Origin of the sequence: Austwickia sp. TVS 96-490-7B, from assembly GCF_019331795.1 — a bacterium.
Taxonomy (GTDB): Bacteria; Actinomycetota; Actinomycetes; order Actinomycetales; family Dermatophilaceae; genus Austwickia.
Genome location: NZ_JAHPZL010000013.1, coordinates 1 through 24,086, shown reverse-complemented (window position 1 = coordinate 24,086; position 24,086 = coordinate 1). Strand labels below are relative to the sequence as shown.

24 protein-coding genes and 1 riboswitch are annotated in these 24,086 nt (G+C 60.7%); of the genes, 10 read left to right on the top strand and 14 right to left on the bottom strand.

Going from position 1 to position 24,086, the window contains the following annotated elements:
- Window positions 1-70 precede the first annotated feature (70 nt).
- Window positions 71-1,237 (bottom strand): nucleotide sugar dehydrogenase, encoded by a 1,167-nt coding sequence (locus KEM60_RS14290; protein WP_219108410.1) that lies wholly within the window; start codon window positions 1,235-1,237, stop codon window positions 71-73.
- A 221-nt stretch (window positions 1,238-1,458) separates the two neighbouring features.
- Between KEM60_RS14290 and KEM60_RS14285 the strand changes: the two genes are divergently transcribed.
- Together KEM60_RS14285 and KEM60_RS14280 are read left to right on the top strand one after the other, a co-directional pair.
- Window positions 1,459-2,817 (top strand): hypothetical protein, encoded by a 1,359-nt coding sequence (locus KEM60_RS14285; protein ID WP_219108408.1) that lies wholly within the window; start codon window positions 1,459-1,461, stop codon window positions 2,815-2,817.
- 10 nt (window positions 2,818-2,827) lie between these two features.
- Window positions 2,828-4,009, top strand: coding sequence for a class I SAM-dependent methyltransferase (locus KEM60_RS14280; protein ID WP_219108406.1), 1,182 nt, complete (start codon window positions 2,828-2,830; stop codon window positions 4,007-4,009).
- Between the two features lie 36 nt (window positions 4,010-4,045).
- On the opposite strand, the gene KEM60_RS14275 is transcribed toward KEM60_RS14280, so the two are convergent.
- On the bottom strand, window positions 4,046-4,330 hold the full coding sequence (locus KEM60_RS14275; RefSeq protein WP_219108404.1) for a hypothetical protein: 285 nt from the start codon (window positions 4,328-4,330) through the stop codon (window positions 4,046-4,048).
- 383 nt (window positions 4,331-4,713) lie between these two features.
- On the opposite strand from KEM60_RS14275, the gene KEM60_RS14270 reads away from it, so the two are divergent.
- From KEM60_RS14270 to KEM60_RS14260, 3 genes are all read left to right on the top strand, one after another.
- Window positions 4,714-5,031 (top strand): hypothetical protein, encoded by a 318-nt coding sequence (locus KEM60_RS14270; RefSeq protein WP_219108402.1) that lies wholly within the window; start codon window positions 4,714-4,716, stop codon window positions 5,029-5,031.
- A 43-nt stretch (window positions 5,032-5,074) separates the two neighbouring features.
- Window positions 5,075-5,353, top strand: coding sequence for a hypothetical protein (locus tag KEM60_RS14265; protein ID WP_219108400.1), 279 nt, complete (start codon window positions 5,075-5,077; stop codon window positions 5,351-5,353).
- Between the two features lie 100 nt (window positions 5,354-5,453).
- A complete protein-coding gene (locus KEM60_RS14260; RefSeq protein WP_219108398.1) occupies window positions 5,454-5,966 on the top strand; it encodes a pyridoxamine 5'-phosphate oxidase family protein in 513 nt (170 codons plus the stop codon).
- 69 nt (window positions 5,967-6,035) lie between these two features.
- Here the strand turns inward: KEM60_RS14260 and meaB are convergent, their stop codons facing one another.
- From meaB to mutA, 3 genes are read right to left on the bottom strand one after another with little or no spacing between them, the layout of a single operon-like run.
- Window positions 6,036-7,046: a methylmalonyl Co-A mutase-associated GTPase MeaB gene (gene meaB / locus KEM60_RS14255; RefSeq protein WP_219108397.1), complete on the bottom strand. Its 1,011-nt coding sequence runs from the start codon at window positions 7,044-7,046 to the stop codon at window positions 6,036-6,038.
- Window positions 7,039-9,255, bottom strand: a complete 2,217-nt coding sequence (gene scpA / locus KEM60_RS14250; protein WP_219108395.1) for a methylmalonyl-CoA mutase — start codon at window positions 9,253-9,255, stop codon at window positions 7,039-7,041. Before scpA ends, meaB begins: the two co-directional genes overlap by 8 nt.
- Complete coding sequence (mutA, locus tag KEM60_RS14245; protein ID WP_219108392.1) at window positions 9,252-11,183, bottom strand: methylmalonyl-CoA mutase small subunit; 1,932 nt, start codon at window positions 11,181-11,183, stop codon at window positions 9,252-9,254. The genes scpA and mutA overlap by 4 nt, the downstream gene beginning before the upstream one ends.
- A 117-nt stretch (window positions 11,184-11,300) precedes the next feature.
- On the opposite strand from mutA, the gene KEM60_RS14240 reads away from it, so the two are divergent.
- From KEM60_RS14240 to KEM60_RS14230, 3 genes are all read left to right on the top strand, one after another.
- Window positions 11,301-11,591, top strand: a complete 291-nt coding sequence (locus KEM60_RS14240; protein WP_219108390.1) for a hypothetical protein — start codon at window positions 11,301-11,303, stop codon at window positions 11,589-11,591.
- 173 nt (window positions 11,592-11,764) lie between these two features.
- A riboswitch (cobalamin riboswitch) is annotated at window positions 11,765-12,061 on the bottom strand.
- A 1,206-nt stretch (window positions 12,062-13,267) separates the two neighbouring features.
- Entirely contained in the window at window positions 13,268-14,218 is a 951-nt protein-coding gene (locus KEM60_RS14235; RefSeq protein WP_219108388.1) for a hypothetical protein, read from the top strand.
- 289 nt (window positions 14,219-14,507) lie between these two features.
- On the top strand, window positions 14,508-15,380 hold the full coding sequence (locus tag KEM60_RS14230) for a hypothetical protein (RefSeq protein WP_219108386.1): 873 nt from the start codon (window positions 14,508-14,510) through the stop codon (window positions 15,378-15,380).
- 101 nt (window positions 15,381-15,481) lie between these two features.
- On the opposite strand, the gene KEM60_RS14225 is transcribed toward KEM60_RS14230, so the two are convergent.
- From KEM60_RS14225 to KEM60_RS14195, 8 genes are all read right to left on the bottom strand, one after another.
- Entirely contained in the window at window positions 15,482-15,877 is a 396-nt protein-coding gene (locus KEM60_RS14225; protein WP_219108385.1) for a hypothetical protein, read from the bottom strand.
- A gap of 50 nt (window positions 15,878-15,927) precedes the next feature.
- Window positions 15,928-16,398 (bottom strand): hypothetical protein, encoded by a 471-nt coding sequence (locus KEM60_RS14220; RefSeq protein ID WP_219108384.1) that lies wholly within the window; start codon window positions 16,396-16,398, stop codon window positions 15,928-15,930.
- Between the two features lie 11 nt (window positions 16,399-16,409).
- Window positions 16,410-16,874, bottom strand: a complete 465-nt coding sequence (locus KEM60_RS14215) for a hypothetical protein (protein WP_219108382.1) — start codon at window positions 16,872-16,874, stop codon at window positions 16,410-16,412.
- Window position 16,875: 1 nt separating this feature from the next.
- A complete protein-coding gene (locus KEM60_RS14210) occupies window positions 16,876-18,177 on the bottom strand; it encodes an amidase domain-containing protein (protein WP_219108380.1) in 1,302 nt (433 codons plus the stop codon).
- A gap of 88 nt (window positions 18,178-18,265) precedes the next feature.
- Entirely contained in the window at window positions 18,266-19,129 is an 864-nt protein-coding gene (locus tag KEM60_RS14205) for an SGNH/GDSL hydrolase family protein (RefSeq protein ID WP_219108378.1), read from the bottom strand.
- Window positions 19,130-19,215: 86 nt separating this feature from the next.
- Window positions 19,216-19,338 (bottom strand): hypothetical protein, encoded by a 123-nt coding sequence (locus tag KEM60_RS16695; RefSeq protein WP_255574691.1) that lies wholly within the window; start codon window positions 19,336-19,338, stop codon window positions 19,216-19,218.
- A 53-nt stretch (window positions 19,339-19,391) separates the two neighbouring features.
- Window positions 19,392-19,787: a hypothetical protein gene (locus tag KEM60_RS14200; RefSeq protein WP_219108376.1), complete on the bottom strand. Its 396-nt coding sequence runs from the start codon at window positions 19,785-19,787 to the stop codon at window positions 19,392-19,394.
- Window positions 19,788-19,821: 34 nt separating this feature from the next.
- Window positions 19,822-21,387, bottom strand: coding sequence for an aspartate:alanine exchanger family transporter (locus tag KEM60_RS14195; RefSeq protein WP_255574690.1), 1,566 nt, complete (start codon window positions 21,385-21,387; stop codon window positions 19,822-19,824).
- 151 nt (window positions 21,388-21,538) lie between these two features.
- Between KEM60_RS14195 and KEM60_RS14190 the strand changes: the two genes are divergently transcribed.
- Window positions 21,539-22,414, top strand: coding sequence for a hypothetical protein (locus KEM60_RS14190; RefSeq protein WP_219108372.1), 876 nt, complete (start codon window positions 21,539-21,541; stop codon window positions 22,412-22,414).
- A gap of 38 nt (window positions 22,415-22,452) precedes the next feature.
- Window positions 22,453-23,511, top strand: coding sequence for a GTP-binding protein (locus KEM60_RS14185; RefSeq protein ID WP_219108369.1), 1,059 nt, complete (start codon window positions 22,453-22,455; stop codon window positions 23,509-23,511).
- Window positions 23,512-23,525: 14 nt separating this feature from the next.
- Here KEM60_RS14185 and KEM60_RS14180 read toward each other — a convergent pair whose 3' ends face one another.
- On the bottom strand, window positions 23,526-23,960 hold the full coding sequence (locus KEM60_RS14180; protein WP_219108367.1) for a hypothetical protein: 435 nt from the start codon (window positions 23,958-23,960) through the stop codon (window positions 23,526-23,528).
- Window positions 23,961-24,086: the final 126 nt, after the last annotated feature.

Sequence of the window (24,086 nt, the reverse complement as noted above, 5' to 3'; positions counted from 1 at the left end):
CGGTACGTCGACGCTCGGCCTGCCGATGCGCGTGACCCCCACGCTCGCCACAGCGCGACAACGCTCAGGCTTAGTCCGAGCCGAAGAGGTCGCGGGTGTACACCTTTTCCCTGACATCTGCCAGATCGTCGTGCCATCGGTTAGCGACGATCACATCAGAGCGCGTCGTGAAATCGTCTAAGTCACGCACGACTTCAGAGTGAAAAAATTCTGTCCCGGAATAGGTGGGTTCGTAGACGATAACCGGGATGCCCTTCGCTTTGATCCGTTTCATGATTCCCTGGATCGAAGATGATCGGAAATTGTCGGCTCCGGTCTTCATGGTCAACCGATAGATGCCGACAGTTCGGGGCTCACGTGACAGGATATCTGCGGCAATAAAATCTTTGCGTGTCGTATTTGAATCAACGATGGCGCGGATCAACGTTTGCGGCACTTTATCGTAATTAGCGAGGAGCTGTTTGGTGTCTTTGGGAAGGCAGTACCCGCCATAGCCGAAGCTGGGGTTGTTGTAATGTGAGCCGATCCGCGGATCCAAGCCGACGCCCTCGATAATCCGTTTGGTATCTAAGTCGTGGGTCACGGCGTAGGTGTCTAATTCGTTGAAATATGACACCCGCATCGCCAAGTAGGTGTTGGCGAACAACTTGATCGCCTCGGCTTCCGTCGAGCCGGTCAAGACGATCGGGGTGTCAGGATCCACTGAACCCTGCGCGAACAGCGCGGCAAGCTTCTCTGCTTCTGGCCCGGTGCCCCCGATGATGATCCTGCTGGGGTGGAGATTGTCATAGAGGGCGCGACCCTCACGGAGGAACTCTGGGCTAAACATGATCCGCAGGCCAGAGAATCTTTCCCGAGCTCCCCGGGTATATCCCACCGGGATCGTTGACTTGATGACCGCGATAGCGCGGGAGTCGATCTGCTCAATTTGAGCGAGCACCGAGTCGACGCTGCTGGTGTCAAAAAAATTCAGCTTCTCGTCGTAATTGGTAGGGGTAGCAATCAGGACATAGTCCGCTCCCTGGAAAGCGTCATGTGCATCAGTGGTGGCGCGCAGTCGCAATTCGCGGTGCTGGAGATAATCTTCCAGCTCGACGTCAGCCAAGGGTGATCTTCGTTCGTTCACCATCGCCACTCGATGTGCGTCAATATCGACGGCTACTACGTCATGATGTTGCGCGAGAATGACAGCATTTGCCAGCCCAACATAACCGAGCCCGGCGACGGCAATTTTCATGTCTCACACCCTAGCGCAAGCCTCCCGGAACAGCGTGATGATGCAACAATTCGCAACTCTCCGTCAGTCTGCAGTGTGCAGATCTGGATCAGGCGGCTCGCGGTCGTTGCGCAGGCGGCCTGACCCGCCCAGGGATGAACCGATATGCGACCCCTTGGCATCACCTGCGATGCTGGGAGTAGTCCGTACGGACGCTGAAAGCAACGCATCAGGTGGTGAGCATGACCGGAGACGGCGGCAAAATCGATTCAGGACAAGGCGATTCACTGTCTCGGCGGGATCTTCTCCGGTGGAGTGCCTTGGGGTTGACCCTGGCCGCTGCCAGCAGCGCCAGCAGCTGCGGCACTACCCCGGAAGCTGCCGCGACCACCCCCACCACCACCGCTGCCGCGACCGCCAGCAGCACCCCTCAAGCCAGCACAGCGCACCACGAAACCATTGGTGACGGCTCCACCGCGAAGACCGGACCCCAACCGCACCAGCCGGAGAGCGCCCGACTCGACCACGGACAGCGCCCACCACAGTTCGTGGTGATCTCCTGGGATGGTGCCGCCGAAGGACCCTCACAACTCCTCACTCGATTCCGCAAAGTCGCCCAAGACGTCGGCGGATCTATGACGCTGTTCCTCTCTGGTCTTTATCTCCTCCCCGAAAACAAAGCTAAGGAATACAAACCTCCGCGCCGTCCCGCCGGAGCTTCCGCCATCCCGTTCCTCCCTGAAGCGAGCGTACGGCGGACCATCAGCGGCATCAGCCAAGCCTGGACTGAAGGCCACGAAATCGGCACCCACTTCAACGGGCATTTCTGCGGACCTGGCGGAGTCTCCTCGTGGAGCCAGGCCGACTGGCGGCACGAAATCGACGAAGCCTACCGACTTGTGCAGAACTGGCGCACCCACACCGGATATACCGACCTGCCTGCGCTGCCTTTCGACTACCGCACCGAACTCGTCGGCGGGCGCACCCCATGTCTCGAAGGCCGCGACAACATGCTGCCCGTCGCTAAAGCCCTCGGGTGGCGCTACGACTCCAGCGGCACCCGCCACCAAACCTGGCCGGAACGCCACCGCACCGGCCTGTGGGATATCTCCATGGGCACCGTCCCGATGCGCGGTCACGGTGAAGTCCTCAGCATGGATTACAACTTTATGTACCAGTTTTGTCAGGACAACGTGAACGCTGGCAGCGCCGCACAACGCCAGCAATGGAAAAACCTAGTCATTGACGCGCTCCTCGCTGGTTTCGATCGCGCCTACCGCGGCAATCGGGCGCCGTACATCCTCGGCAATCATTTCGAACATTGGAACGGCGGCATCTACATGGACGCCGTTGAAGAAGCCGCCCGGCGGATGGCCCGCAACCCTGACGTGCGTTTCGTCTCGTTCCGTCAACTCGTCGACTGGATGGAAGCTCAAACCCCCGAGGTGCTCACCGCCCTGCAAGCACTCCCCGTGGGGAAAGCGCCTGCCCACGGGTGGGAAGCGTTGACTGCCGTCCCAGACGCGAAGCCGTCACCAACTCACTCCGCGGGAAACCCCTCCTCATCTCACCCCGCAGTGGACCCGTCACCATCCCATTAACCTGGTCGATGTGATCCCGTCGTACGACGCCACCCCTGAGCCCACCAGCTTTCTCGACGGACCCCGCCCCGATGGCCCCGCCATCGACCGGATCCTGCACGCTTACCGCGAATCCCAAGCTCTCATCACCGCGGTCCGCCTCGGACTCTTCGACGCATTCGGCAAGACCGGTGAGAGCTGTACCGGCGAGAGCTGTACCGGTGAGAGCTGTACCGGCGAGAGCTGCACCGGTGACAGCACCACCGGTGTCGGTAGCACCATCGACGAGCTAGCCCGGCACTGCCGTATCAGCGCCGAAGCCTGCGCCGTGCTGTGCGAAGTGCTCACTGGCTCAGGGCTGCTCAACCCCCACCTCCACTCTGGGGCAACCTGCTATATGCCCACTGAGCTGGCCGCCGCGCATCTGACTCCGCACGCGCCCTACCCCCTCACCCACTGGGTCGCCTCCGAGCAGGACAAGTACGTCGGATTCGCTGGACTCGCCGAGGCACTCCGCGCCACCCCCACCCCAGACGACCCGGCCCGGCTGGAACGCCGACGCCTCGGCATCGACCCTGCCCACCTCGAAGGACTCGCTGAAGTCGCTCGCGCCCGTGCCCCCGAAACTGCCCGGATCGTCACTGCGCTCCACCCTGACAGACCCGGTCTCATCCTGGACGCTGGCGGCGGACACGGCATGGACGCCATCGGCGTCGTACAGCACTTGCCTGGTTGGCGAGCTGTCATCGTCGACCGGCCCCGGCCCGCCCAGGTCGCGCAGGACAATACGACCCGCCACGGCCTCACTGACCGCATCACTGTGCACGAAGCTGACCTGGAAAGCGACGACCTCCACGCGCTGCTCACCCAGGACACCCCCGGCTGTCCCGGCGCGGATATCGCTTTCCTCTTCATGGTCCTTGGCGGCAAACCCGCGCCCGAAGCGCACGCCATCCTCCACAATCTGTACGCCGCGCTCCGCCCTGGTGGGTGGCTCCTCATCCGCGGCAACTGGACCGACGCCCACCGTGGCGCCACATCCGCACTCAAACACCTGCTACGGCCAGGAGGGCGCCGTACCCTCACTCATGAACGCACCCTGCAACTGCTCGCCACCACCGGCTATGACCTGATCCACACCGTTGCTGGCGTAGGAATCGAAGCCAACGCCGTCATCGCTGCCCGGCGCCCGCTACCGCAGATCCCATCCTGACGATCCGCGGCACCCACCGGACAGGCGCCTTGCTCCCTAACGGAAAGTGGCGACCTGCATCTGGCGGTCGTTGTATTCAGATACCGCTATTGCTGCCCAGACCAGGCCTGCCGGCCAGGTCAAAAAAAGTCCCAATCCTAAGGTCAATATCCCCACCACGAGATTGACCAGCATCATCACTAATGCGCCTACCACGGTGGAGTAGAACATCCCCAACGGCCCAAAGAAGAAGGCCAACAGCAAAGCCACCGTCACAGACTTGCGATCATTCACAATGACGACTGGCGGCCGGTAGAGGGGATAACCGCCGTAGTTCTGCACACCGTAAGGGTGCGGGCCAGGATAGTGCGACGGAGGTGGGCCAGAATAGTGCGGTTGTAACGCCTGACCGTGATACGGCGCTGGGGCAGGCTGCGGCGGCCCCGAAGGATAAGGCTGGACAGGACCAGCTGGCATGGGTCCCTCAGGTCGTGGACCGACGAATTCGCCGTGGTGGTTCCCGTACATGCTTCTTGCCCTCCCGTGGTGGCCCTCAGCCTCAGGATATGCCGCATCACGGACGTCCGGCTCCTCATCGACACGAATGCAGCCGGGCGACAGGATGATCCGCTTCCAATGCCACTGGTGCTCAACGACCTTCCGATGATGAGTACGGCGTAACCTGCGGAACAGGGAGAGAGCAATCTGCACCGAAAGGTCAGGACATGGCTGTGGCAGAGGCATCCGTTCGTTCGCGTCGACGTCTGCTGTGGGCTGCCACAGTTCTGTTGATGTTCTGCGGGATAGGAGTTCTGGCGATGCCTGCCCTCGGCGCAGACGACACCAGCACAGCCATCAGTGAGGGTCTGTTCTTTGCGGCAGCAGCTGGCGTGATCATCCTCAGAGCGCTCGTGACCCAGCCCCTTCGCGGCGGTAGCCCTCGGGGACAGCAGCGGCTGGTGACTTCCGAACTGTTCGGCTCTGTGATCGGGGCTGCAGTGTTCCTTTATCTGTCAGCGCGAACCTTCAACCGGATGCCCTGACATGTCAGCGCCTCAGACAGCACGGAGTCCTCGGCGTCGCTTCATGAATGTCTATGCCTGGCTGGTCATGGTGGTGCTGATTCTGGTCAGTCTCGTCTTGCCAGTCATCAATGTCAGCGAGCAGATTCGGCATAGCGGCGATGCAGTGTTGTGGATCTTGGTCGCGGGATTGTTCCTCTTGGGCGCCTGGGTGTGGCACGGCGAACTCAATGGTGATTCAGCTCAGCGACATCGATTCTTCGTGGTCACGCTTCCTTTTGCCCTTGTGGGTGCGGCGGCGTGGATCACTATGGCGGTTCGTAGCCTTGGTCGGGCTTGGTGACATCGCAGGCGTCAGCTGGATTTGGCTGTCGTGGAGTTTGATCGGAGATGAGAGGGTTACGGCGAGAACGGTTTTCGCTGTTGATCGAGAGGATTGACCCATGAATGACACCACCCCTGTGCGCTCCGATCCGGGGGCCATGACCCACGTTGCCGACCTCATCAAAGGCCAGCGGGTCGCGATGATCGCCACCCTGGATCACGGCACGATCGTGTCTCGGCCATTGGCCTGTCAGGATGCGCCTTTCGATGGCACTGTCTGGTTTTTTTGCCGCGCCAGCAGCGCCCTAGCCACCCAGATCGACACCGACGGGGCCTGCAACGTCTCCTACAGTTCTGACGGTGCGTGGGTATCTCTGGCAGGTCACGGAGAAATCGTCCGGGACGTCGCCCGCAACGAGGAGTTTTGGGGCCCGTTTGCCCAGGCCTACTTTGGGACGTCGTACGACGACCCAGACGTGGTGTTGCTGAAGGTGACCGCAGACACCGCTGAGTATTGGGACAGCCCAGGAAAAGTCGCCCAGCTGGTCAGTGTGGTGACGGCGTTAGCCACTGGTGGGACGGCAGCGAGCGGTGACAACGCCGTCGTCGAAATGCCGCAGTTTGAGTCCTGACCGGCCGCACCGACAGCCCCGTGCCGGGGTCTCCACCCGAAAGGGGAGACCCCGGCACGGCGCTGGAGATCAATCCTGACCGGCCCGTTGACGGGGTAGGTCAGCGGCAAAGGCGTCGATCAGGGTGGCGCTGGCGTCGGGGACAGCCAATTCACCGGCCATCACCTGCCGCTCCACGTCGGCGCGGATTGCCGCTACGGCGGGGGAGTGCCAGAGCGCATCCAGCACGTCCGCTTCGGTCAAGGCATGCAACCACGACCGTTGCTGTTCGGCGCGTCGACGCAGCAACGACCCAGCGCCGTCCAGACGAGACCGGTGATCGGTGACCGCTGTCCACACGTCGTCTAGTCCAGCGCCGGTGCGGGCACTGCAGGTCAGCACCTCAGGGGCTTCGCCGCTGTCCCCAGCCATCAACCGCATTGCGCCACGGAGTTCACGGGCACAGACGCGGGCTTCGCCTTCGTTGTCCCCGTCAGCTTTGTTGACGGCGATGACGTCGACCCGTTCGAGGATGCCCCGTTTGATGCCTTGAAGCTGGTCACCGCTACGAGCCAGCGCCAACATCAAGAAGGTGTCGACCATTTCGGCGACAGCCACTTCGGACTGTCCCACTCCCACGGTCTCGACGAGAACGACGTCGTATCCGGCGGCCTCCAACACGATCATCGACTCGCGGGTGGCGCGAGCGACTCCACCGAGGTGACAACCTGACGGTGACGGACGCACGAAGGCGTCGTCACTCGCCGCGAGTGCAGCCATTCGGGTGCGGTCACCCAGGATGCTGCCTCCGGTACGGGACGAGCTGGGGTCCACCGCCAGGACGGCGACCCGATGGCCCGCCTCGATCAGCCGGATGCCGAGAGCGTCGATGAACGTCGACTTCCCGGCTCCTGGCACTCCGGAGATGCCGACGCGGAAAGCTTTCCCGGCATGCGGGGTGAGCTCGGTCAGCAGGTCCCGGGCGCGGGCCCGGTGGTCGGGGCGGCTGGACTCGACGAGGGTGATGGCCCTCGCCACGTCCAGCCGCGACCCGGACCGGATCCGCGCAGCGACATCAGTGACGTCGTACGGATCAGCCATGCGACTTCTTCGGTGCCGGCACCTCGGCGCCGCGACGTTGCAGCAGCTTCTCCAACAACCCGTTTGCGGCGTCGGTGATCACCGTCCCGGGCGGGAAGATGTCGTCGGCACCAGCGGCCCGCAACTCGTCGAAGTCCTGTGCCGGGATGACACCGCCGACGACGATCATCATGTCCTGCAGACCAGCTGCATCGAGTTCACGACGCAGGGCGGGCACCAAGGTGAGGTGGCCTGCAGCCAACGAGGAGACACCGACGACGTGCACGTCGGCCTCCAGGGCCTGCCGGGCGACCTCGGCAGGCGTCTGGAACAGCGGGCCCACGTCAACGTCGAAGCCGAGGTCAGCGAAGGCCGTGGAGATCACTTTCTGGCCTCGGTCGTGGCCGTCCTGTCCCATCTTGGCGACGAGGATACGCGGACGGCGTCCTTCGGCTTTCTCGAAGGCCGCGACGAGTTCCTGGGACCGGGCGATCGCTGCCACGCCTCCAGACTCCTTGCTGTAAACACCGCTGATGGTGCGGATCTGCGCGGTGTACCGACCGAAGACCTGCTCCAACGCCTGGGACATTTCACCGACGGTCGCTTTGGCACGGGCCGCGTCAATCGTCAATGCCAACAGGTTGGCGTCCTTGTTGCCAGAGTTGTCGGCAGCGGCTTTGGTGAGACGCACCAGCGCGGCCTGCGCGGCGTCCTCATCGCGTTCTTCACGCAGCCGACGCAGCTTCTCGATCTGGCTGGCGCGCACCGAAGCGTTGTCAACCTTGAGGACCTCAATGGGTTCCTCGCCTTCAACCAGGTATTTGTTGACACCGATCACTGGCTGGCGGCCAGCGTCGATGCGTGCCTGGGTGCGGGCTGCGGCTTCTTCGATGCGCAGCTTCGGAATGCCTGCTTCGATGGCTTTGGCCATTCCGCCAGCTTCTTCGACCTCACGGATGTGCGCCCAGGCCCGGCGGGCCAGGTCACCGGTGAGTTTTTCGACGTACGCGCTGCCACCCCACGGGTCGATGACCCGGCAGGTGCCGCTCTCCTGCTGGATGAACAGCTGGGTGTTGCGGGCGATGCGGGCAGAGAAGTCCGTGGGCAACGCGATGGCTTCGTCGAGGGCGTTGGTGTGCAACGACTGGGTGTGCCCCTGGGTGGCGCCCATCGCTTCGATGCAGGTACGGACCACATTGTTGTAGACGTCCTGGGCGGTCAAAGACCATCCAGAGGTCTGGCTGTGGGTGCGCAGTGACATCGACTTGGGGTTCTTCGGGTCGAAGTCACGCACCAACCGCGCCCACAGCAGGCGGGCGGCACGCATCTTCGCGACCTCCATGAAGAAGTTCATGCCGATCGCCCAGAAGAACGACAACCGCGGCGCGAAGGCGTCAACATCCAGGCCGACGCTGCGGCCTGCGCGAATGTATTCGACACCGTCAGCGAGGGTGTAGGCGAGCTCCAGGTCAGCGGTCGCGCCCGCTTCCTGCATGTGGTAGCCGGAGATGGAGATCGAGTTGAATCGCGGCATGTTCGCGCTGGTGTACGCGAAGATGTCCGAGATGATCCGCATTGACGGTGCCGGCGGGTAAATGTAGGTGTTGCGGACCATGAACTCTTTGAGGATGTCGTTCTGGATGGTCCCAGACAACTGCGCAGGCGTGACGCCCTGCTCTTCAGCAGCGATGACGTAAAGAGCCAATACCGGCAGCACCGCGCCGTTCATGGTCATCGACACACTCATCTTGTCCAGCGGGATGCCATGGAACAAGGTGCGCATGTCATAGATCGAGTCGATGGCCACACCGGCCATGCCGACGTCACCTTCGACTCGCGGGTGGTCCGAGTCGTAGCCACGGTGGGTGGCCAGGTCGAAAGCGACCGATAGACCTTTCTGACCAGCGGCGAGGTTACGACGGTAGAACGCGTTGGATTCCTCAGCGGTGGAGAACCCGGCGTACTGACGGATCGTCCAGGGCTGGTTTGCGTACATCGTCGCGTACGGGCCGCGCATGAACGGCGGTGCGCCCGGGACGGTCCGCAGGAAGTCCAAGCCTTCCAGGTCGTTTTCGGTGTACAGCGGCGGCACCAGAATCTGCTCTGGGGTCTGCCACCCTGCGCTGTACGACGCATTGGACGAGACGAGTGACTCCCACTTCGAGGCGGAGTCAACGGGGGGTGCTCCGGTGCCGAGGTCAACTCGGTCGAAGCGGGGGATGCGGCTCATCGCCGTGCTCCTTGGTTCTTCGTGGCCTTGTCAGCCGTGGCCGTGGTCTCTGCGGTCGGCGCGCCGAGCAGATCCAGGATCGAGGTCAACGTGGCAACAACGTCCATGCCCATGCCGATGGCGTCGTCGACACAGCCGGAGTTCTCACCGAGTTCGCTGGCCTTGCCAGCGATGAAGAGACGTTCCACACCTGCCTGACGTAGCGCGGCAGCGACGTCGGCGCCCTCCTCGGCGTACTTGCCAGTGGAGGAACACAAGACGGCGACGCGAGCTCCGTGTTTCTTTGCGGCAGCGCCGATCTCCTCAGCGGTGCCACCCTCGCTGCGCGGTGTGGCCAGACCGGCAACTGCGAGCAGCGCGCTGGTGAAGGTTTCGCGGGCACCGAAGTCACGACGAGCGCCCAGGCAGGCCAGGAAGACCTCCGGGGCTGATCCTGTCGTCTGCGCGTGGGCCAGAGCCCGGTCACGCATCGCTTCGAACACTTCGGCGTCGCGGTGCGGCACCAGACCACCAGCGGGGATGTCCACCCTCTGGCGGGGGATGCGCTCAAGTCGTTTCTCGTCGACCTGGGGGAACATGCTCACGCCGGTCAGCGGGAGGGTCCGCTTCGCCAAACGCTTGGCGCGTTCGCTGTTAGCGGCGTCGATGCGAGCAGCGACCAATCCGTCCGCCAGCGCGCTCGTCATCCCACCGGCACCTTCGATCTCCTGCAACGCAGTCCAGGCCGCTGCGGCGAGTTCATCGGTGAGAGTTTCGACGTACCAGCTGCCACCGGAGGGGTCGAGGACCCGACCCACGTTGGATTCCTCAGCGAGGAGCACCTGGGTGTTCCGGGCGATACGGCGGCTGAACTCGTCAGGCAGCCCGATGACAGTGTCAAAGGGCAGCACCGTGATGGCTTCGGCGGCGCCGACCGCTGCGCCGAAACAGGCGATGGTGGTGCGCAGCATGTTGACGTACGGGTCGTCCCGGCTGAGCATCCGCCAGGAGGTGACGGCGTGCAGGCGTGCGCCGCGGTCTTTTTCGGGAACGTCGCATTCTTCGCCGACCCGGGCCCACAGCCGACGCAGCGCACGCATCTTGGCGATGGTGAGGAACTGGTCGGTGGTGGCGTTAACGCGGAATTCGATCTGCGTGAACGCCTGAGTGGCGTCGATGCCTGCCTCTTCGAGGCGCCGCAGGTAGTCGATTCCGGTGGCGACGGCACAAGCGATCTCGTCGACGTCGCCGGCGCCTGCGTCATGGTAGGGCCGCATATCGATGGCGATCGCCCGGACCTGCGGGTAGTCCGCGAGGCAGGTTTTGGTGGTCGACAGCATGGCGGTGGCGTCCGGTGCGGAGCCGGTGCGGGCTGCTGCGCCCAACGGGTCTAGACCCAGGTTGCCTCTGGCCTGCTTGGTGGTGAGTCCACGCTGTCGCCACAGGTCCAGTACCGCTGATGCTGCAGCGGCTTGGTCGGTGCGGCTGGACACACAGATCGGGGCAAGGTCAAGCAGCATCCCATCGGTGACCTTGGCGACATCTTCAGGACGTACGGCGTGATCGCCGATCTCCAACCAGATTGAGGTCGCGCCGCGCTCAAGGTCGGTGAGGATCGCCTTCTGCGTGCGGGTTGGGTCGGGGTCGTCGTGCAGGGCCCGAATGCCCCAGGGCACGTTCGCTGGCCGGTAGCCGCTGCCTCGGGTGAACGGCATGACGCCGGGATGCCCGATCGGGCGAGCCTGCTCACCTTGTTCGTAGAGGCAGTCGATGCCGATGCCTTCGACGGTGGTGGTGTGCAGCCGGGCTTCGGCGGTGGGCCCGTCGAATTGACGATCCTCCGGTCTTCCCCGGTTGAGTACTTTGGCGACCAGTTTTTGCCACTGGGCGTGCGTCAGGTCGTCGAAACCGTCCGCGAGTGGCAGATGTGGGTCGTCTTTTGTTGTCATACGGTGGCCTCCGCGCCAGACAGACGGGTCTGGCCGTGATCGGCCCGACCCGAGACGGATCGCCGACCGGCACGCAGCAGCACGGTTGGCGAGAGAGGGGATACGGCGCCCGGTGTCATGGTCGCTTCCGGTGGGTGCGGGGAGTGTCCCGTCACGGTGGGAAGCAGGTGGGGCGTCGGCTGCGTCGTCGGAGTCGAGAGTGGGTACGACGCCGGGCGACACGATGTGTCGTGGTCGACCGGGCGTTCCCTCCGTGTCCTAGGTGGCCTCGTTGACATCGGGAATCGCCGAGTCCAGTCGGCCGACCGGCCTGGTGGGGACACGACAATCCTGCAGCGCCGGTGGTGTTGCGGCACTCCGGTGAAATACGAGGTCAAGGTCACGGTGATCGGTTATGCGGCGTCGTAGCGGTGCCGGCGCGGTTCTCGAAAGGATGTGCCGACCGCTGGTGTGGATACGGACATGTAGCTGACCTTCCCGAATCGCGCCTCGGGGATGTCGCGGGAGTCGGGACGACGGTGGCTCGCCGTCGGCATCGACATCCGCTCCTCCCCACGAGGTGGTTAACGCGGGCACACCGAGCGGGTGCTCGGCACACTGGCAGGTCTTCGGACTTGCGGGCGTGTCCGCCGCGTCGACGACCTCAGGACCCTGGGACGGTTGATATCGCCCAGGCCCCCGCGGTCCTCACCGCGTCGGAGTTCCTACCGGCCGTCGCTTCCCAGGTGGTCATCCCAGTGCGTCATGACGGCTTCCGTTCCCACTGACCGCTGCGAGCAGTCCCGGATTCTCACCGGGTTCCCTCTTACGACTTCCTCCCCGCACGGATGCCTTCGCGTCTGTCCGGATATGGAAGAACCAGCAAGGGCAACTCTAATCGGCTTCGGCAGTAGGGCACGAAGGACCAAAGTCGCACGTTGGGGGCGGTGGTACCTGCCCGGTGTCGAGATCAGGTACGACGCGGGTGCGGGTCGGTGATGGCCCGTGGACACGACCTGCCCAGATCGGAAGTAGCTCACGGTCGGAAGCAGCTCATGCTCTGTGGCCTGAGGTGCTAAGGGTTTCCCTGGTGCCGACGCCAGCACAGTGGTCATTGACTGATCAATGGATCTCACGATGACGAACCCCATTATTGATGCTGGGAAATTTCTGCGTGTCCTCGGTGAATATCCTGGGATTTAAGGAATATTGTGCTGGGTAAACCTGAATCCTTTCTTGGGGATATCAGGTGGGCAAGGTTGTAGCTATTTTGAGGAATGAGGTCACTCTATGGGGGTGGGTGCAGAGGTCATGGGTTTTGCTGAATGGTGAACTTCAGGAGTCATCGGTAGGTCGCGCTGATGCCTCGGGTCTGCATGCTGCGGATCGGCCCTGGCATCAGGGCTACATCGATTCATGCCTGCCGGGCATTCGCGGGGCATGCCTCTGGTGTGAAGTCAAGACCTGGAGCGCCGGGGCGCGCCATGAATTTGTGGTCTTGAAGGATGCGCTGAAGTCGGCATTTGTGTCACGTAACAAAGTGCAATCTAGGGGATTAATTGGGACAAGTTCTGGTCGGATATATGCGGTAATTTGAATGATCATACCTACGCTGACCTGCGCCAAAGACAGCCTGGGCGGCCATCGAGAATCCTTGTCGGACAGGGGATCTTGGTCAGGCTGGGCTCATGGATCAGACGGAAGGGACGCTGTTGCAACCGATGGAAATCAGCAGGTATTCCGTGATGCTGATATGCGCGATATGAAAATTTTAAACGGCGTAGGATGCGCGTAGGCGGTGAGATATAACTGGCAAATCATCTCACATAGAAAAAGTCAATGTAGCACTGACTTTTCCCGAGTTTATGATGTGCACGCAACATCGAATACCAATTTTTATTGAACGCCATAAGTGGTCTAAGAATCCTCTTTCAAGGAGGCTCTAGTGGCTTTTATTATCAGTTCACGTGAACATTTAATGAATCAAGAACGCGCGGCAAAATAATGATTAATCAGTCCAGCTTGTGTTCAGGGTACGTGCAGTCAAGATCTTTACGTTGTGACGGCTTTACCCTGGGTTTTGTCTGAACAGACAGGAGAAAAACATGCGCATGGGTAAGATCTTCAAGAGGGTTGCAGCTGTAGCAGCGGTGGGTGTCGTCGGGATGACGTTGACCCCGATGCAGGCCAACGCACACAACCTGACACAGCTTGAGCAGAAGCACATCCGGCGACTCATTGACCAGTACGGATCCAAGCATTACGCCGGACTGGCGCTAGCCTTCGATCGCGAATACATCGAAGAAGCCAAGAAGACGCAGCCGTCCTCCCTGTTCCGGACGAACTCCCGTTGTGACCTCGACTACCTGTGCTCACACACCCGGAACCGGATGAACGGCTTCGTCGTGGACGCGCACAAGAAGTTCCACCAAGCCGCAACGCAGTTCTGCGCAGACCGGATCAAGACCAAGCACAAAAACAAGGTCACCTTCAAAGAGTACTCCTTGTCCAACAAAAAGAACAGCATCTTCATCGAGAAGAAGGGTGTGACGCAGACTAACAACACCCAAAAAGAGATGCAGCTCATGTTGAAAAACGCTGACACCTTTACGAAGACAAACACTATTGGGTGGGGCGTTGAAGCAAGTGCGACGATCGATGCTGCCACTGTCAAGGCTGCTTTCAATCACAGCTTCTCCAACAGTGTGTCCAGCACCGTTGAGAACTGGCGGACTGTGAAGGCGGCACCGGGTGAGAGCTTCCGTCTTGACAAGGGGTATCACGAGCTGACTGCTGATGTGACGGCCTTGTTCAATGCCGAGAAAGAGCCGATGTGCAACGGCCTGAAGGCACACGGTACTTCAGTCAAGATGGCTTACAACGTGGCTGACATCGTGAACCAGGTTGACTCTGCTGGAAATGTCATCCGCCAGGCGAAGCCAATCGATGGTGGCGAAAACCCGATCAAGCCCAAGCCGGGCGAGTCTCCCAAGCCCAGCGACAAGCCCTCTGACAAGCCTGTTGAGGCACCAAAGCCGTCGGACAAGCCTGCCTGACTAGGAGCTGGAGCCCGCTGATACGAGCTGAGACGACATAGCTTGGCTGGCTGCGGGGTTGGCTGGCATCACTATTCTCTCCGTGAATCGGTTGACGTCGCCGATTCACGGAGAGTTTGTATGTCCGAATGGTATAAATCAAAATGTTCCTGATTGTGGGCAGGGAGACTGTTCCGCGGTGATTAATACCTGGATTACTCCAGTGCAGGCTCAGGGTTTTCCGAGGTGGAGGACTTATAGTTTATGTTATTCAACATGGCCTTGCCTAATCAGAAGATGAGGAGAAAACGTGACCTCTGGTGGCGTGTTCAAGAAGATTGCATTGGTGGCTGTGGCTGGCTTTGTCGCGACCGCACTGGCACCGGTTCAAGCCCATGCTGCTCTACCCGGAAAACTTGAGGAAAAGCACATTGCTCGGCTCATCGAACAGAAAGGGGTGTCGCGACACTTTGCGGAGTTGGCTCTCGAGTTCGACTCCCAGTTTCAAGAAGAAGCCAAGAATGAACGTGGCGCGTCATTCAATGCGCGCTTGCGTTGCAAAGGTAACCATCTGTGCAATAAAGTGCGTAACGCCACAAAGCCAAAGTGGGATCAGCGGTTGAATTTGTTTCACCAGCTTTCAACGGAGCATTGCGCAGACCGTATCCAGTCTGGGCATAAGTTCAAGGTGTCTTTCAAGGAATTTGCCGTGAAAGACAAAAAAACAAGCTTTGTTGTGGATAAAGTGGGGCCTGCTCAAACAAATAACAGTCAGCAGGAAATAATGCTGACCATCAAAAATGACGCTAAGTTCGCTAAAGCGAGTGTTGTCGGGTGGAAAGTGGATGCGAAGGCAGTTGAGAACAACGACAAGGTGAAGGCAGCCTTCGGAGATGCCTGGGCGTTGGCAGTGCTGAGTGACAAGGAGGCGACGAGGTCTGTGAAGGCGCAGCCGGGTGAGAGCTACCGGCTCGATAAGGGATATCAGCAGCTGACCGCCACGGTCACTGCGGTCTTCGAGAGCAAGCGCGAGCCGATGTGTGACAATCATCGGGCTACGGAGAGTAAGTCCTCCATGTTGTTCAACCCGGGTGAGATCATCAACCAGGTCGACTCTCAGGGCAAGGTCGTGCGTGAGGTCAAGCCAGAGGAAAATGTGGCAAAGCCGACCGACAGGCGATAGGCCAGCTGGTCAGCCCGCACTACCGAGGCGGGCTGACCAGTTTCTCTCTGTGGACCGGTGGTGCTGGCCGGTCCACAGAGAGCCCACGGTGCATCGACGATTCAGGACATGTTGAGTCGCGGTCGGTTGATATCGTCGCGTGGCATCGGTTCAGTGGTTGCCGTCTGTAACGTAGCGTCGATTCGGCGCATAGCTTCTGCTGCTTTTTCCTCTTTTTCCTGCGTGTCATGTGCTGACGCGAGAAGAGAGGCCCCCAACTTTTCTAGGTCTTTAAAATTGTGGTCCATTCCTTCGGTGATGTGACTCATGAAATCAACAAGAGCCGGTGCACTAGTAAAGTTTTTATTTTTATCTGACGCAGGGGAGCATCGGGCGTAAACAGTCTTAATACGCGACCGAGCTTCACTGGCATGATCTTTCATATTATTGCCAGCTTGCGATACCCCGTGCGTATTCATGGAGATGTATCCAGGAGTCATCGAGGACCATCCCGTCATTGATTTAGATTGTGGCGAGATGTCAAGGGGTAGTTAATGTCAAGGGGTAGTTAGAAACCGACGTTGCAGTGGCCGTAGCTAGCTCCATCGAAGGCACTAATATAGAAGAAGTGGAGCCCCAGCCCGAAGAAGAGGATGGGCGTGATGATCCACAGAGTGATCTTCACCAGTCTTCGATGTGTGAATAACTGGTAGATCATTAAGGCGATGATGTTGACCCAGCACGCCAAGAGTGCATAGTAGAAAATGCTGCGCGTGGTGTCGATTTTCGGTGAATATGACCCGGTAACGCAGTTAGCGCCGGTGAACGGAAACCGCTGGAAGGCCACTTCCTGATGGTAGTACGACAGGCATGTGGTGATCACCACAGCCAGCACAGTGATGATGGACCAGATGAGGTCAGGCGTGCGGTAACCCTCTGGCGCCGATTTCCACTGATAGGCATACTCGTGCAGGCCGGTTGGAGGCATCTGTTCGGGATGTGGGGATGGCTCTGATGATGCTGCGGGTGGTGATGTCATGGAGGTCCTCATCAAGTGCGGGGTAGGCAGGGCTGTCCGGGGAAGATGCCGTTTCCGCCGGTGTAATATCCGGTGATTTGGAGGAAGAGGTACGAGTGAGCTGCCCACAGAGCGATCGCAATGAGAGGCATCCATGGAATTTTCTTGTAGAAACCATAAATGGTAAATGTCATCGCATTACTGAAGGACAGTGTTCCCACGCCAGCCATCACATAGCGAATCTGGTCAAGATTGCTGGGGCGATTCGGAAAGAGACACTTCTCGGAGAACTTGGTGACAGGTGGCGGCGGCGGGGTGCTTGAATAAATCCACAATGGAATGATGGTCGCGAAGATGAGCATCACGGTCACAGCGCTCCATGCAGCCACTACCAGTTGGGTGTGTTGAGGCATGGTTCGTTTGGGGGGATGGCGCAGTCTCACAAAAAACTTTGTGATCGGCGGGACAGCGGGATCGAGGAGGCGTGGATCAGTCATGTCACCAAGTTTTCTTAGGGCGAGCAAAGTGAATTTTTTGGGTGCCGAGGTCGTTTTCCATGGGTCGTACCCGCGCTTGCATGTTGTAATTCCGGCCCTGGTCAGAATGCTGGGTGTATAGCACGGTGCCGTCCGGGAGGACCCCACTGACAATGGCAGTGTGATGGACGGGGCGCTCTTCGGGTTTTTCCGGAGGAGCGAGGTTCTCGTAGTAGGCGAGGTCACCCGGGCGGACCTCACCTGGGCTGAGCAGCTTCCCGCCGTTCGACAAGAAAAAATCCTTGTGGTTCTGGGCTGCTGACCATGCGTATGAGTGGCCGTATCGCCCTGATCCGTCCCAGTGCTGTTCACCGGCGTGATTACGTGTCCATGCGCTGTCGTCGAGTACGGTCGACAGGCCGAACTTTCCGGGTGAATAGGGCAAACCGCCACCATCGTGCAGTGCAGTGGAAGCAAAGTTGGTGCAGTTGTCCAGCTTTTCCTCGTCGCTTCTCAGGTCGCCGGTGTGGTCATAGGCGTGGTCTTGTGCCCATTTCAACGTTCCCAGCGCGTCGTACCCTTGTTCCAAGCGACGCATCCGGTTCTTGACGTCGTCGGGGACCCCAGGGAGCGCCGCTAGCTCCAGGGGTACGGCGAGTTCAAGGTCATGTTGCTGTTTGGGGGTGAGGCTTTGCCACCACACTCGCTGCTGTTCAGGGGTGAGACCGTCAGGCAGCTGATTGCGCAGGGATTCCAGGGCGTCCAGCGTGGTGCTCTTGTTGAGATTTAAGGCTTCCTCTTTGGAAATGCTGTCCGGGTTGACACTGAGTTTTTTCAGTGCGCGTGTGCAGATTTCGTCGGCTTGGGTAGCTGCCTGGACCATGTCATCGATGAGGCGCTGTACCTCGTCGCGATGACGGTTCCGCTCCTCGATCTCCAAGGAAGGGATCATGGTGGTGAAGGGCTTGTCGCGGACAACGACTTTTCCCTCAGCAGTGACAGTGAGGTCTTTACCGTGTGCAAAAACGAGGTAATGCTCGATCGCTCGGCGTGACTTTGTCAGGGCGTCAGCGAGGGTGCAGAGTGAAGTGCTTGCGCTGCGCGCCAAGACAGCGATGTCATCGGCTCGTTCGGCGACGTCTTTGAGCTGCTTGGCAGCTGCTTCGCCGACTCTGTCTTCCCAGTCGGCTGTCACTTTGGTGACTCCGCGCTGCCTGATGTGGTCGGCGAAACGTTCGGCGTTCTCGGCGATGACCTTCAAGGCCTTCCCCGCTTCGTCGAAGGACCCGGGGTGGGAGTCCATGACATCGCTGTAGCTGACCATCGTGCCCCCGGCGTCCCTGGTGTTGTCGACGCGAGATCTTAGCCTCAGCTGCTGGGTCGTGCTGGTGAGTAGGAAAATTCAGTGCTGATCAGGGATGAGTGCCAGCCTCAGGGCGGAGCTCAGCTGGGGTGAGAGCGTGATTGACGTCAATGGTGGCTGGCGCGAGGGGGATGATCTGTGGATGCTTTGCGGAGCGTCCGTCACCAGAGCTGGTGCCGTTGAACCGTCGTCGTACCCACGGTGCGAGATGATCGACTGCCCAGGCGCGGTTGGCCTGCACGGTCGCGAGTAGCGGCAGCGGCGGTGCGGCAGGCAACGGGTCGGTCCACCCGTCAACTGGAGGCTTCAAGCCCAACGTCCAAGCGGCCTGAGCAGCGACCCGTTGGTGGCCCTCGGTGGAGAAATGGATGCGGTCTTCGGCGTACATCCGCGGGTCACGCAACGCTCGCAGAGACCAAATGTCGACGACATGGCAGTCGTGGCGTTGGGCGATGCTCCAGGTGTTGGCGGTGAACTCGGCGAGTCGGCCATGCATGAGATGCACCAGCGACATCCACGACACGTCGGGGGCGGTGACGAGGAGCACATCTGCTCCCGTTTCCCTGATCCGGGCGACAGCTTCTTCCAACTGGTCGGTGATCGCGTCGGATTGGACTCGGGAACGCAGGTAGTCGTTGCCACCTGCGCAGATACTCACCAGGTCGGGCGTGAGCGACAGCGCATGGTCGAGTTGTGGGCCAGTGATGTCCGCGGCGAGCATGCCGCGCACCGCCAGGTTGGCATAGCCGAAGTCGAGACCCTCTTCGGCGTTGCGTCGGGCCAACATGTCAGCGAGCCGGTCAGCCCAACCGAGGTATTCGTCGGCCCGTCGGGGGTCGGGGTCCCACAGACCCTCGGTGAACGAGTCACCGACAGCGACATAGCGCCGCCACCGACGTTGCGTATCCGTCATGGACACCAGACCTAGTCGGAGTATGGGGTCCGGGGCAACGTGACGCACGGACGTGCGATCGGCTTGATCATCAGTGCACGCCGTCTTCACCGTGCCAAGAACGGCACCACCACGATTTTCACAATCGTGCCAAGAGCAAACAAGGCGCCGTACGCCGATTCTGAACTTGGCTGACTTAAAGCATCGCGCTGTCGAATGCGTAAGGCCACCGGCAGTAAATGCAGAAGTGAGTGTCAATGGAATGAGGCATGAGAATCACACCTCATCGGAGATCTTCCGGTAACAGTGATTCACCCCAGGCAGGCCGATGAAGTTCAATGAACCCCTCACGTTCGATCCAGTTGTTCGGCTCCGTCAGTCCCGTTCTCAGTTCTTCGTCAAGCCAAGAAACAAGGTCAATCGCCCACCCCACAGCGTCCACTACGACGACGCTGTACATCGTGGCCAGAGGGTCCGTCTCATCCCACTCAATCCAGATGCCATATTTGCGACCGGGTTCACCAAGATCCCCGGCTGAAGCAGGATTGATGCTGAAGCCAACGAGCAGCCCACCGCCGAGCTCAGATAGCTTCACCCATGAATCAGTAATCAATGATTCTTTTTTCAACTGTTCCAGCGTAGCCCGTTCAAATTCAGGCAGCGTAAGATCCGGTTTCATCAAAGCACCTACTCCAGTGTTCGAAGCGCACTCTTCACCGTGCCAAGAACGGCACCACCACGATTTTCACAATCGTGCCAAGAGCAAACAGCGCCCCGTACGCCGATTCGATCCGTTCGTCATTACGACGCGACGCCGCGAACGCCAAGATCGCTGGCTGTCCTACAAAACCTGACCACCCTCCGGCAGAGCGGGGCGCGGACAGTCCTATCACCCGAGCCATCGTGACCATCACCACCGCACCCACCAGCAAGGACACCCCAGAGACCGCCACCACGACCACACCCGTCCGAGAGAACGCCTGCGAGGCCATCGCTGGCCCAGAGGCCAATCCCACTGTCGACAGGAAAATCATCAGCCCCACCTGACGCACCGTCGCATTTACCGCATGCGGTAGATCCCACCGCAATGGTCCAGTCCGATGCACCGCCCCCAACACCATCGCCACCACCAACGTGCCGCACGCCGCCCCCAACGACAATGCTTGACCACTAGGCAGCGGCACCGAGAGCGCACCCACGATCATGCCCACCGCAATCCCCAACCCCAACGACAACGCATCCAACTGCGATGCCCGCCGATCCGAATCCCCAAAAAAATCGCTGGCATCTTCCATCGACGAGGTCGGTACGACCGCCAATACTCGATCGCCCGGCTGCAACACCACATCGTCTCGGGCCAGCATGTCCAAATCACGACGGCGTACCCGAGTGACAATCCCCCGGAGGCGACCCTCCACGTTCAGCTCCCCAAGAGTGCGCCCCACCAGGTCAGGGTTTGTCACCAAAAACCGCCGGAAATCCACGTCACGGCGGTGATGAGTCAACGCCCCGCTAGTGCTGGGACGACCGATGGCCTCAACCGCACGGTCCACATCCTCCGGGTTACCTACCACCAACACCCGGTCATCCGGACGCAACTCATCGTCAGCGCTAATGACTCGCATCGCCTCGTCACGTTCCAGATACGACAACTTCACAATCTGATCAGTCCACCCCGGAATGTCACTGACATGCAACGTCCGCTCCACCCGCGTCGTCACCGCTGTCAAACCTGCCTGCGCCAACGACTTCGTGTCCCGCCGTCCCGGCCACGGCCGGTCAATCACCACCGCGACCACCACCAACCCGATGAATACGCCCACCGGATAAGACAAGGCATAACCCACGAGTGTGTCCGGCGACCCCTGCGTCGCACTGATCGCCGCATCAATCGCCGGTGACGTCAACACCCCCGCAAACAACCCAGCCACATGCGCCGACGACAACCCACACCACCACCCCACCGTCGATGCAGCCACCGCGACCGCTCCCAACCCGACGACCGCAGCCACCATCAACGTCCACTGCCGCCGCAGATCACTGCGAAAAGTCCCCCCAGCGGTCAACCCCACCGTGTAGCAAAACAACAACACCCCCAACGTCTTCAACGAACCCAACCCGGCAGCAACCCGCGGATCCAACGCCCCCAGACACAACCCCACAAATAGCGCCCCCGCTGGGCCCAATCGCAACGGCCCCAACGGCACCTGACCCAGCAACGCCCCCAGGGCAACGACACACATGACCGTCAGCACCGGCTGCGCGGCAAGAAGATCCATCACGCACTCATTGTCAGTCTCTTGAACGACCGTCCAGTTACACCGCTACCCTGGACAGGGTCCAAGGTCGGCGTCGGGGAACGCCCGCCAGGGCGGCTCAGCCGGCCAAGAGGCGCCATACCAGCGCCCCATCGACGCCGAAGGACAGCTAATGACCAGCACCAGCGCACGCCCCGACACCACCGACCCCACCCCACGGGCCGCCATCCCACCCCGACTCAAACCCGGCCCCCACCGCCGCAACAACCCCCGCCGGGTCACCACCTGGATCGCCACCGTCACCACCGGACTCCTCCTCGCCTGGTACGCCGGAGAAAACACCCCCACCTGGTCCCTCCTCGGCTGGGGCATCGCCGCAGCCGCAGCACCCTGCGCCGTCCTCGCCGCCACCGAAGGAACCCGCACCCGCCACGCCTCCAGCCCCCACCTGACCGAAGTCCCCGGCGGCGGACCCCTACGGTGGGTGACTGTCCTCCCCTCCCGACGCGCCACCACCCGCCGCCACCTATGCCTCTCCGTGACCGCCATCGGCGTCGTCGCCCTCACCGAAGCAGGACAAAACCTCCCCTGGTCCCTCCGCGGACTCCTCGCGCTCATCGCCCTCACCGCCGCCGCAGCCCTCGCCCTACAACTCAGCGGCGCCTGGGGCACCGGACGCATCGAACTCGGCCCCCACGGCATCACCCAACACCTCGGCGGTCTCCGCCAAAGCATCGCCTGGACCGACATCGACGAAGTCCGCCTCGACCCCCACCACCCCAACACCATCCTCATCTACGCCACCCATCCCGACGCCACCCACATCACCCGACGCGTCCCACCTGGCTGCTGCCGTGCCCCCCGACCACCTCACGGCGGCATCCGCATCGACACCACCGTGACCACCTTCGACGCCCGCGACATCGGCGAACTCCTCGCCTGGCACGTCACCCACCCCGTCGCCCGACGCGATTTGGGCACCCCCGCTAGTTTGTATGCCATGTGCGGACCAGGCCAAGACCCCGCCGGAGCCATCGTCCGCCCCTGACCGTCACCACTCACCACCACCTCAGGAGGACCCCACCGGTGACCGCACGACAACGCATCCCGGTGATCGTCCTCTCTGGGGGACTCGGCAGCGGCAAAACCACCCTGCTCAACCACCTCCTCCGCCGCAGCTCCGGCCGCATAGGCGTCATCATCAACGACTTCGGCGCCATCAACATCGACGCCTTCCTCGTCCGCGGACACGTCGGCACCGCCGCCCAAATCGGCGAAGGATGCCTCTGCTGCCTCGCCGACCCCACCGAACTCGACAACGCCCTCACCGCGCTCGCCGACCCTGCTGTGGATTTGGACGTGATCGTGGTGGAAGCCAGCGGGTTGGCGGAGCCGCGGGCCTTGGCGCGTCTTGTCGTGGCCAGCGAAGTACGGGCGGTGCGTTTTGGGGGAGTCGTGGAAGTTGTCGACGCTGTCGCTGCGACATCCGCGCTGGATTCGGGGGAGGGACTCCCGGTGGCTGCGGATCATTTGCGGGTGGCGTCGTTGATTGTGGTTAACAGGGCTGACCGGGTTGCTGACGAGGGGTTATTGAAGCTGGTCGAGGTGTCGGTGCGTGAGATGGCTCCGGCCACGCCGATGGTCCGTACGACGTACGGGCGGGTCGACCCTACGGTGATCTTTGACGCGGCTGTGCGGCCTGAGCCGGTCGGACAATTGAGCTTGGTGGATGTGGTCGCTGAGCAGTGGGCGGCCATTGCTGACGCTGACAGGACCGAACACCAGCATGATCATCACCGATTTACGTCCGTGTCGCTGTCACAAGATCGGCCGATACACCCGGGGCGTCTCATCGACTTGTTGGAATCCATGCCGGCCGGGTTATACCGGGTCAAGGGCATCATCAGGGTGCCTGGACGGGACTATCATCAGCGGTACGTCGTACAGGCAGTGGGGGGATGGTTTGGGCTGGAAGAAGAGCGGTCGCCACGCACCGACGGGGCACACCAAAGCGAGCTGGTGGCTATCGGTATCGGCATTGATGAGGCCGGAGTTGAATCGTTATTGATGCGCTGCGTGTGTGACACCGACACCGAGGTGTCGGTGCACGATTGGTGGCGGTTTGACAGGTGTCTTGCGCGGTGAGTACACACGTCGTGTTAGTCAGATTCGTCGCTGGCTTGATCAGGTTTACTGGGGTTGGTGTAGGGGGATAATTCCGGGAGTTGTGTTTCGAGGTGGTCGCGAAACTCCGGTGTAAACTCGAAAGGGATAGGCAAGTCTTCTGAATGTATTTCGATGCGGCAGCGGTGATCTACCGGGCTAGTTGATTTAGTGACGACATTGACAAACATGGGCCACCTATGAAAAGCATAAGTGTAATCAGTGGATGGTTTTTTGTAGCTGGTTTTGCCTTCTAATCCTGCTGCGTTTGCCGCTCGCACAAAGTCTTCGCGAAATTTTTCTTCATCGCATCCAGTTTTAAAATAAACTTTAAGAACCATTGAACTTTGGTCCCGCACGACGCTGCCAGAAAAAAGTGACGTCTCGATTTTTTGAGGATGGTGTTTAAGGATGTCGGCGGCGATTTTCACCATTCTATTTCTAAGGGCGTTATTCACGAGGCGTTAGCGACCCACCCCCTACACTCCGGGAAACAATCGATACACACCTGTCGCCATACACATATATAAAAACATCGGCCGCTTTGAGATCATTGG

Bases quoted from the DNA above. Each gene is read 5' to 3' on its own strand.
- KEM60_RS14290 (WP_219108410.1), bottom strand. From the start codon at position 1,237: ATGAAAATTGCCGTCGCCGGGCTCGGTTATGTTGGGCTGGCAAATGCT.
- KEM60_RS14285 (WP_219108408.1), top strand. From the start codon at position 1,459: ATGACCGGAGACGGCGGCAAAATCGATTCAGGACAAGGCGATTCACTG.
- KEM60_RS14270 (WP_219108402.1), top strand. From the start codon at position 4,714: ATGGCTGTGGCAGAGGCATCCGTTCGTTCGCGTCGACGTCTGCTGTGG.
- KEM60_RS14265 (WP_219108400.1), top strand. From the start codon at position 5,075: ATGAATGTCTATGCCTGGCTGGTCATGGTGGTGCTGATTCTGGTCAGT.
- KEM60_RS14260 (WP_219108398.1), top strand. From the start codon at position 5,454: ATGAATGACACCACCCCTGTGCGCTCCGATCCGGGGGCCATGACCCAC.
- meaB (WP_219108397.1), bottom strand. From the start codon at position 7,046: ATGGCTGATCCGTACGACGTCACTGATGTCGCTGCGCGGATCCGGTCC.
- scpA (WP_219108395.1), bottom strand. From the start codon at position 9,255: ATGAGCCGCATCCCCCGCTTCGACCGAGTTGACCTCGGCACCGGAGCA.
- mutA (WP_219108392.1), bottom strand. From the start codon at position 11,183: ATGACAACAAAAGACGACCCACATCTGCCACTCGCGGACGGTTTCGAC.
- KEM60_RS14240 (WP_219108390.1), top strand. From the start codon at position 11,301: ATGGTCGCTTCCGGTGGGTGCGGGGAGTGTCCCGTCACGGTGGGAAGC.
- KEM60_RS14235 (WP_219108388.1), top strand. From the start codon at position 13,268: ATGCGCATGGGTAAGATCTTCAAGAGGGTTGCAGCTGTAGCAGCGGTG.
- KEM60_RS14225 (WP_219108385.1), bottom strand. From the start codon at position 15,877: ATGACGGGATGGTCCTCGATGACTCCTGGATACATCTCCATGAATACG.
- KEM60_RS14220 (WP_219108384.1), bottom strand. From the start codon at position 16,398: ATGACATCACCACCCGCAGCATCATCAGAGCCATCCCCACATCCCGAA.
- KEM60_RS14215 (WP_219108382.1), bottom strand. From the start codon at position 16,874: ATGACTGATCCACGCCTCCTCGATCCCGCTGTCCCGCCGATCACAAAG.
- KEM60_RS14210 (WP_219108380.1), bottom strand. From the start codon at position 18,177: ATGGTCAGCTACAGCGATGTCATGGACTCCCACCCCGGGTCCTTCGAC.
- KEM60_RS14205 (WP_219108378.1), bottom strand. From the start codon at position 19,129: ATGACGGATACGCAACGTCGGTGGCGGCGCTATGTCGCTGTCGGTGAC.
- KEM60_RS14200 (WP_219108376.1), bottom strand. From the start codon at position 19,787: ATGAAACCGGATCTTACGCTGCCTGAATTTGAACGGGCTACGCTGGAA.
- KEM60_RS14195 (WP_255574690.1), bottom strand. From the start codon at position 21,387: ATGGATCTTCTTGCCGCGCAGCCGGTGCTGACGGTCATGTGTGTCGTT.
- KEM60_RS14190 (WP_219108372.1), top strand. From the start codon at position 21,539: ATGACCAGCACCAGCGCACGCCCCGACACCACCGACCCCACCCCACGG.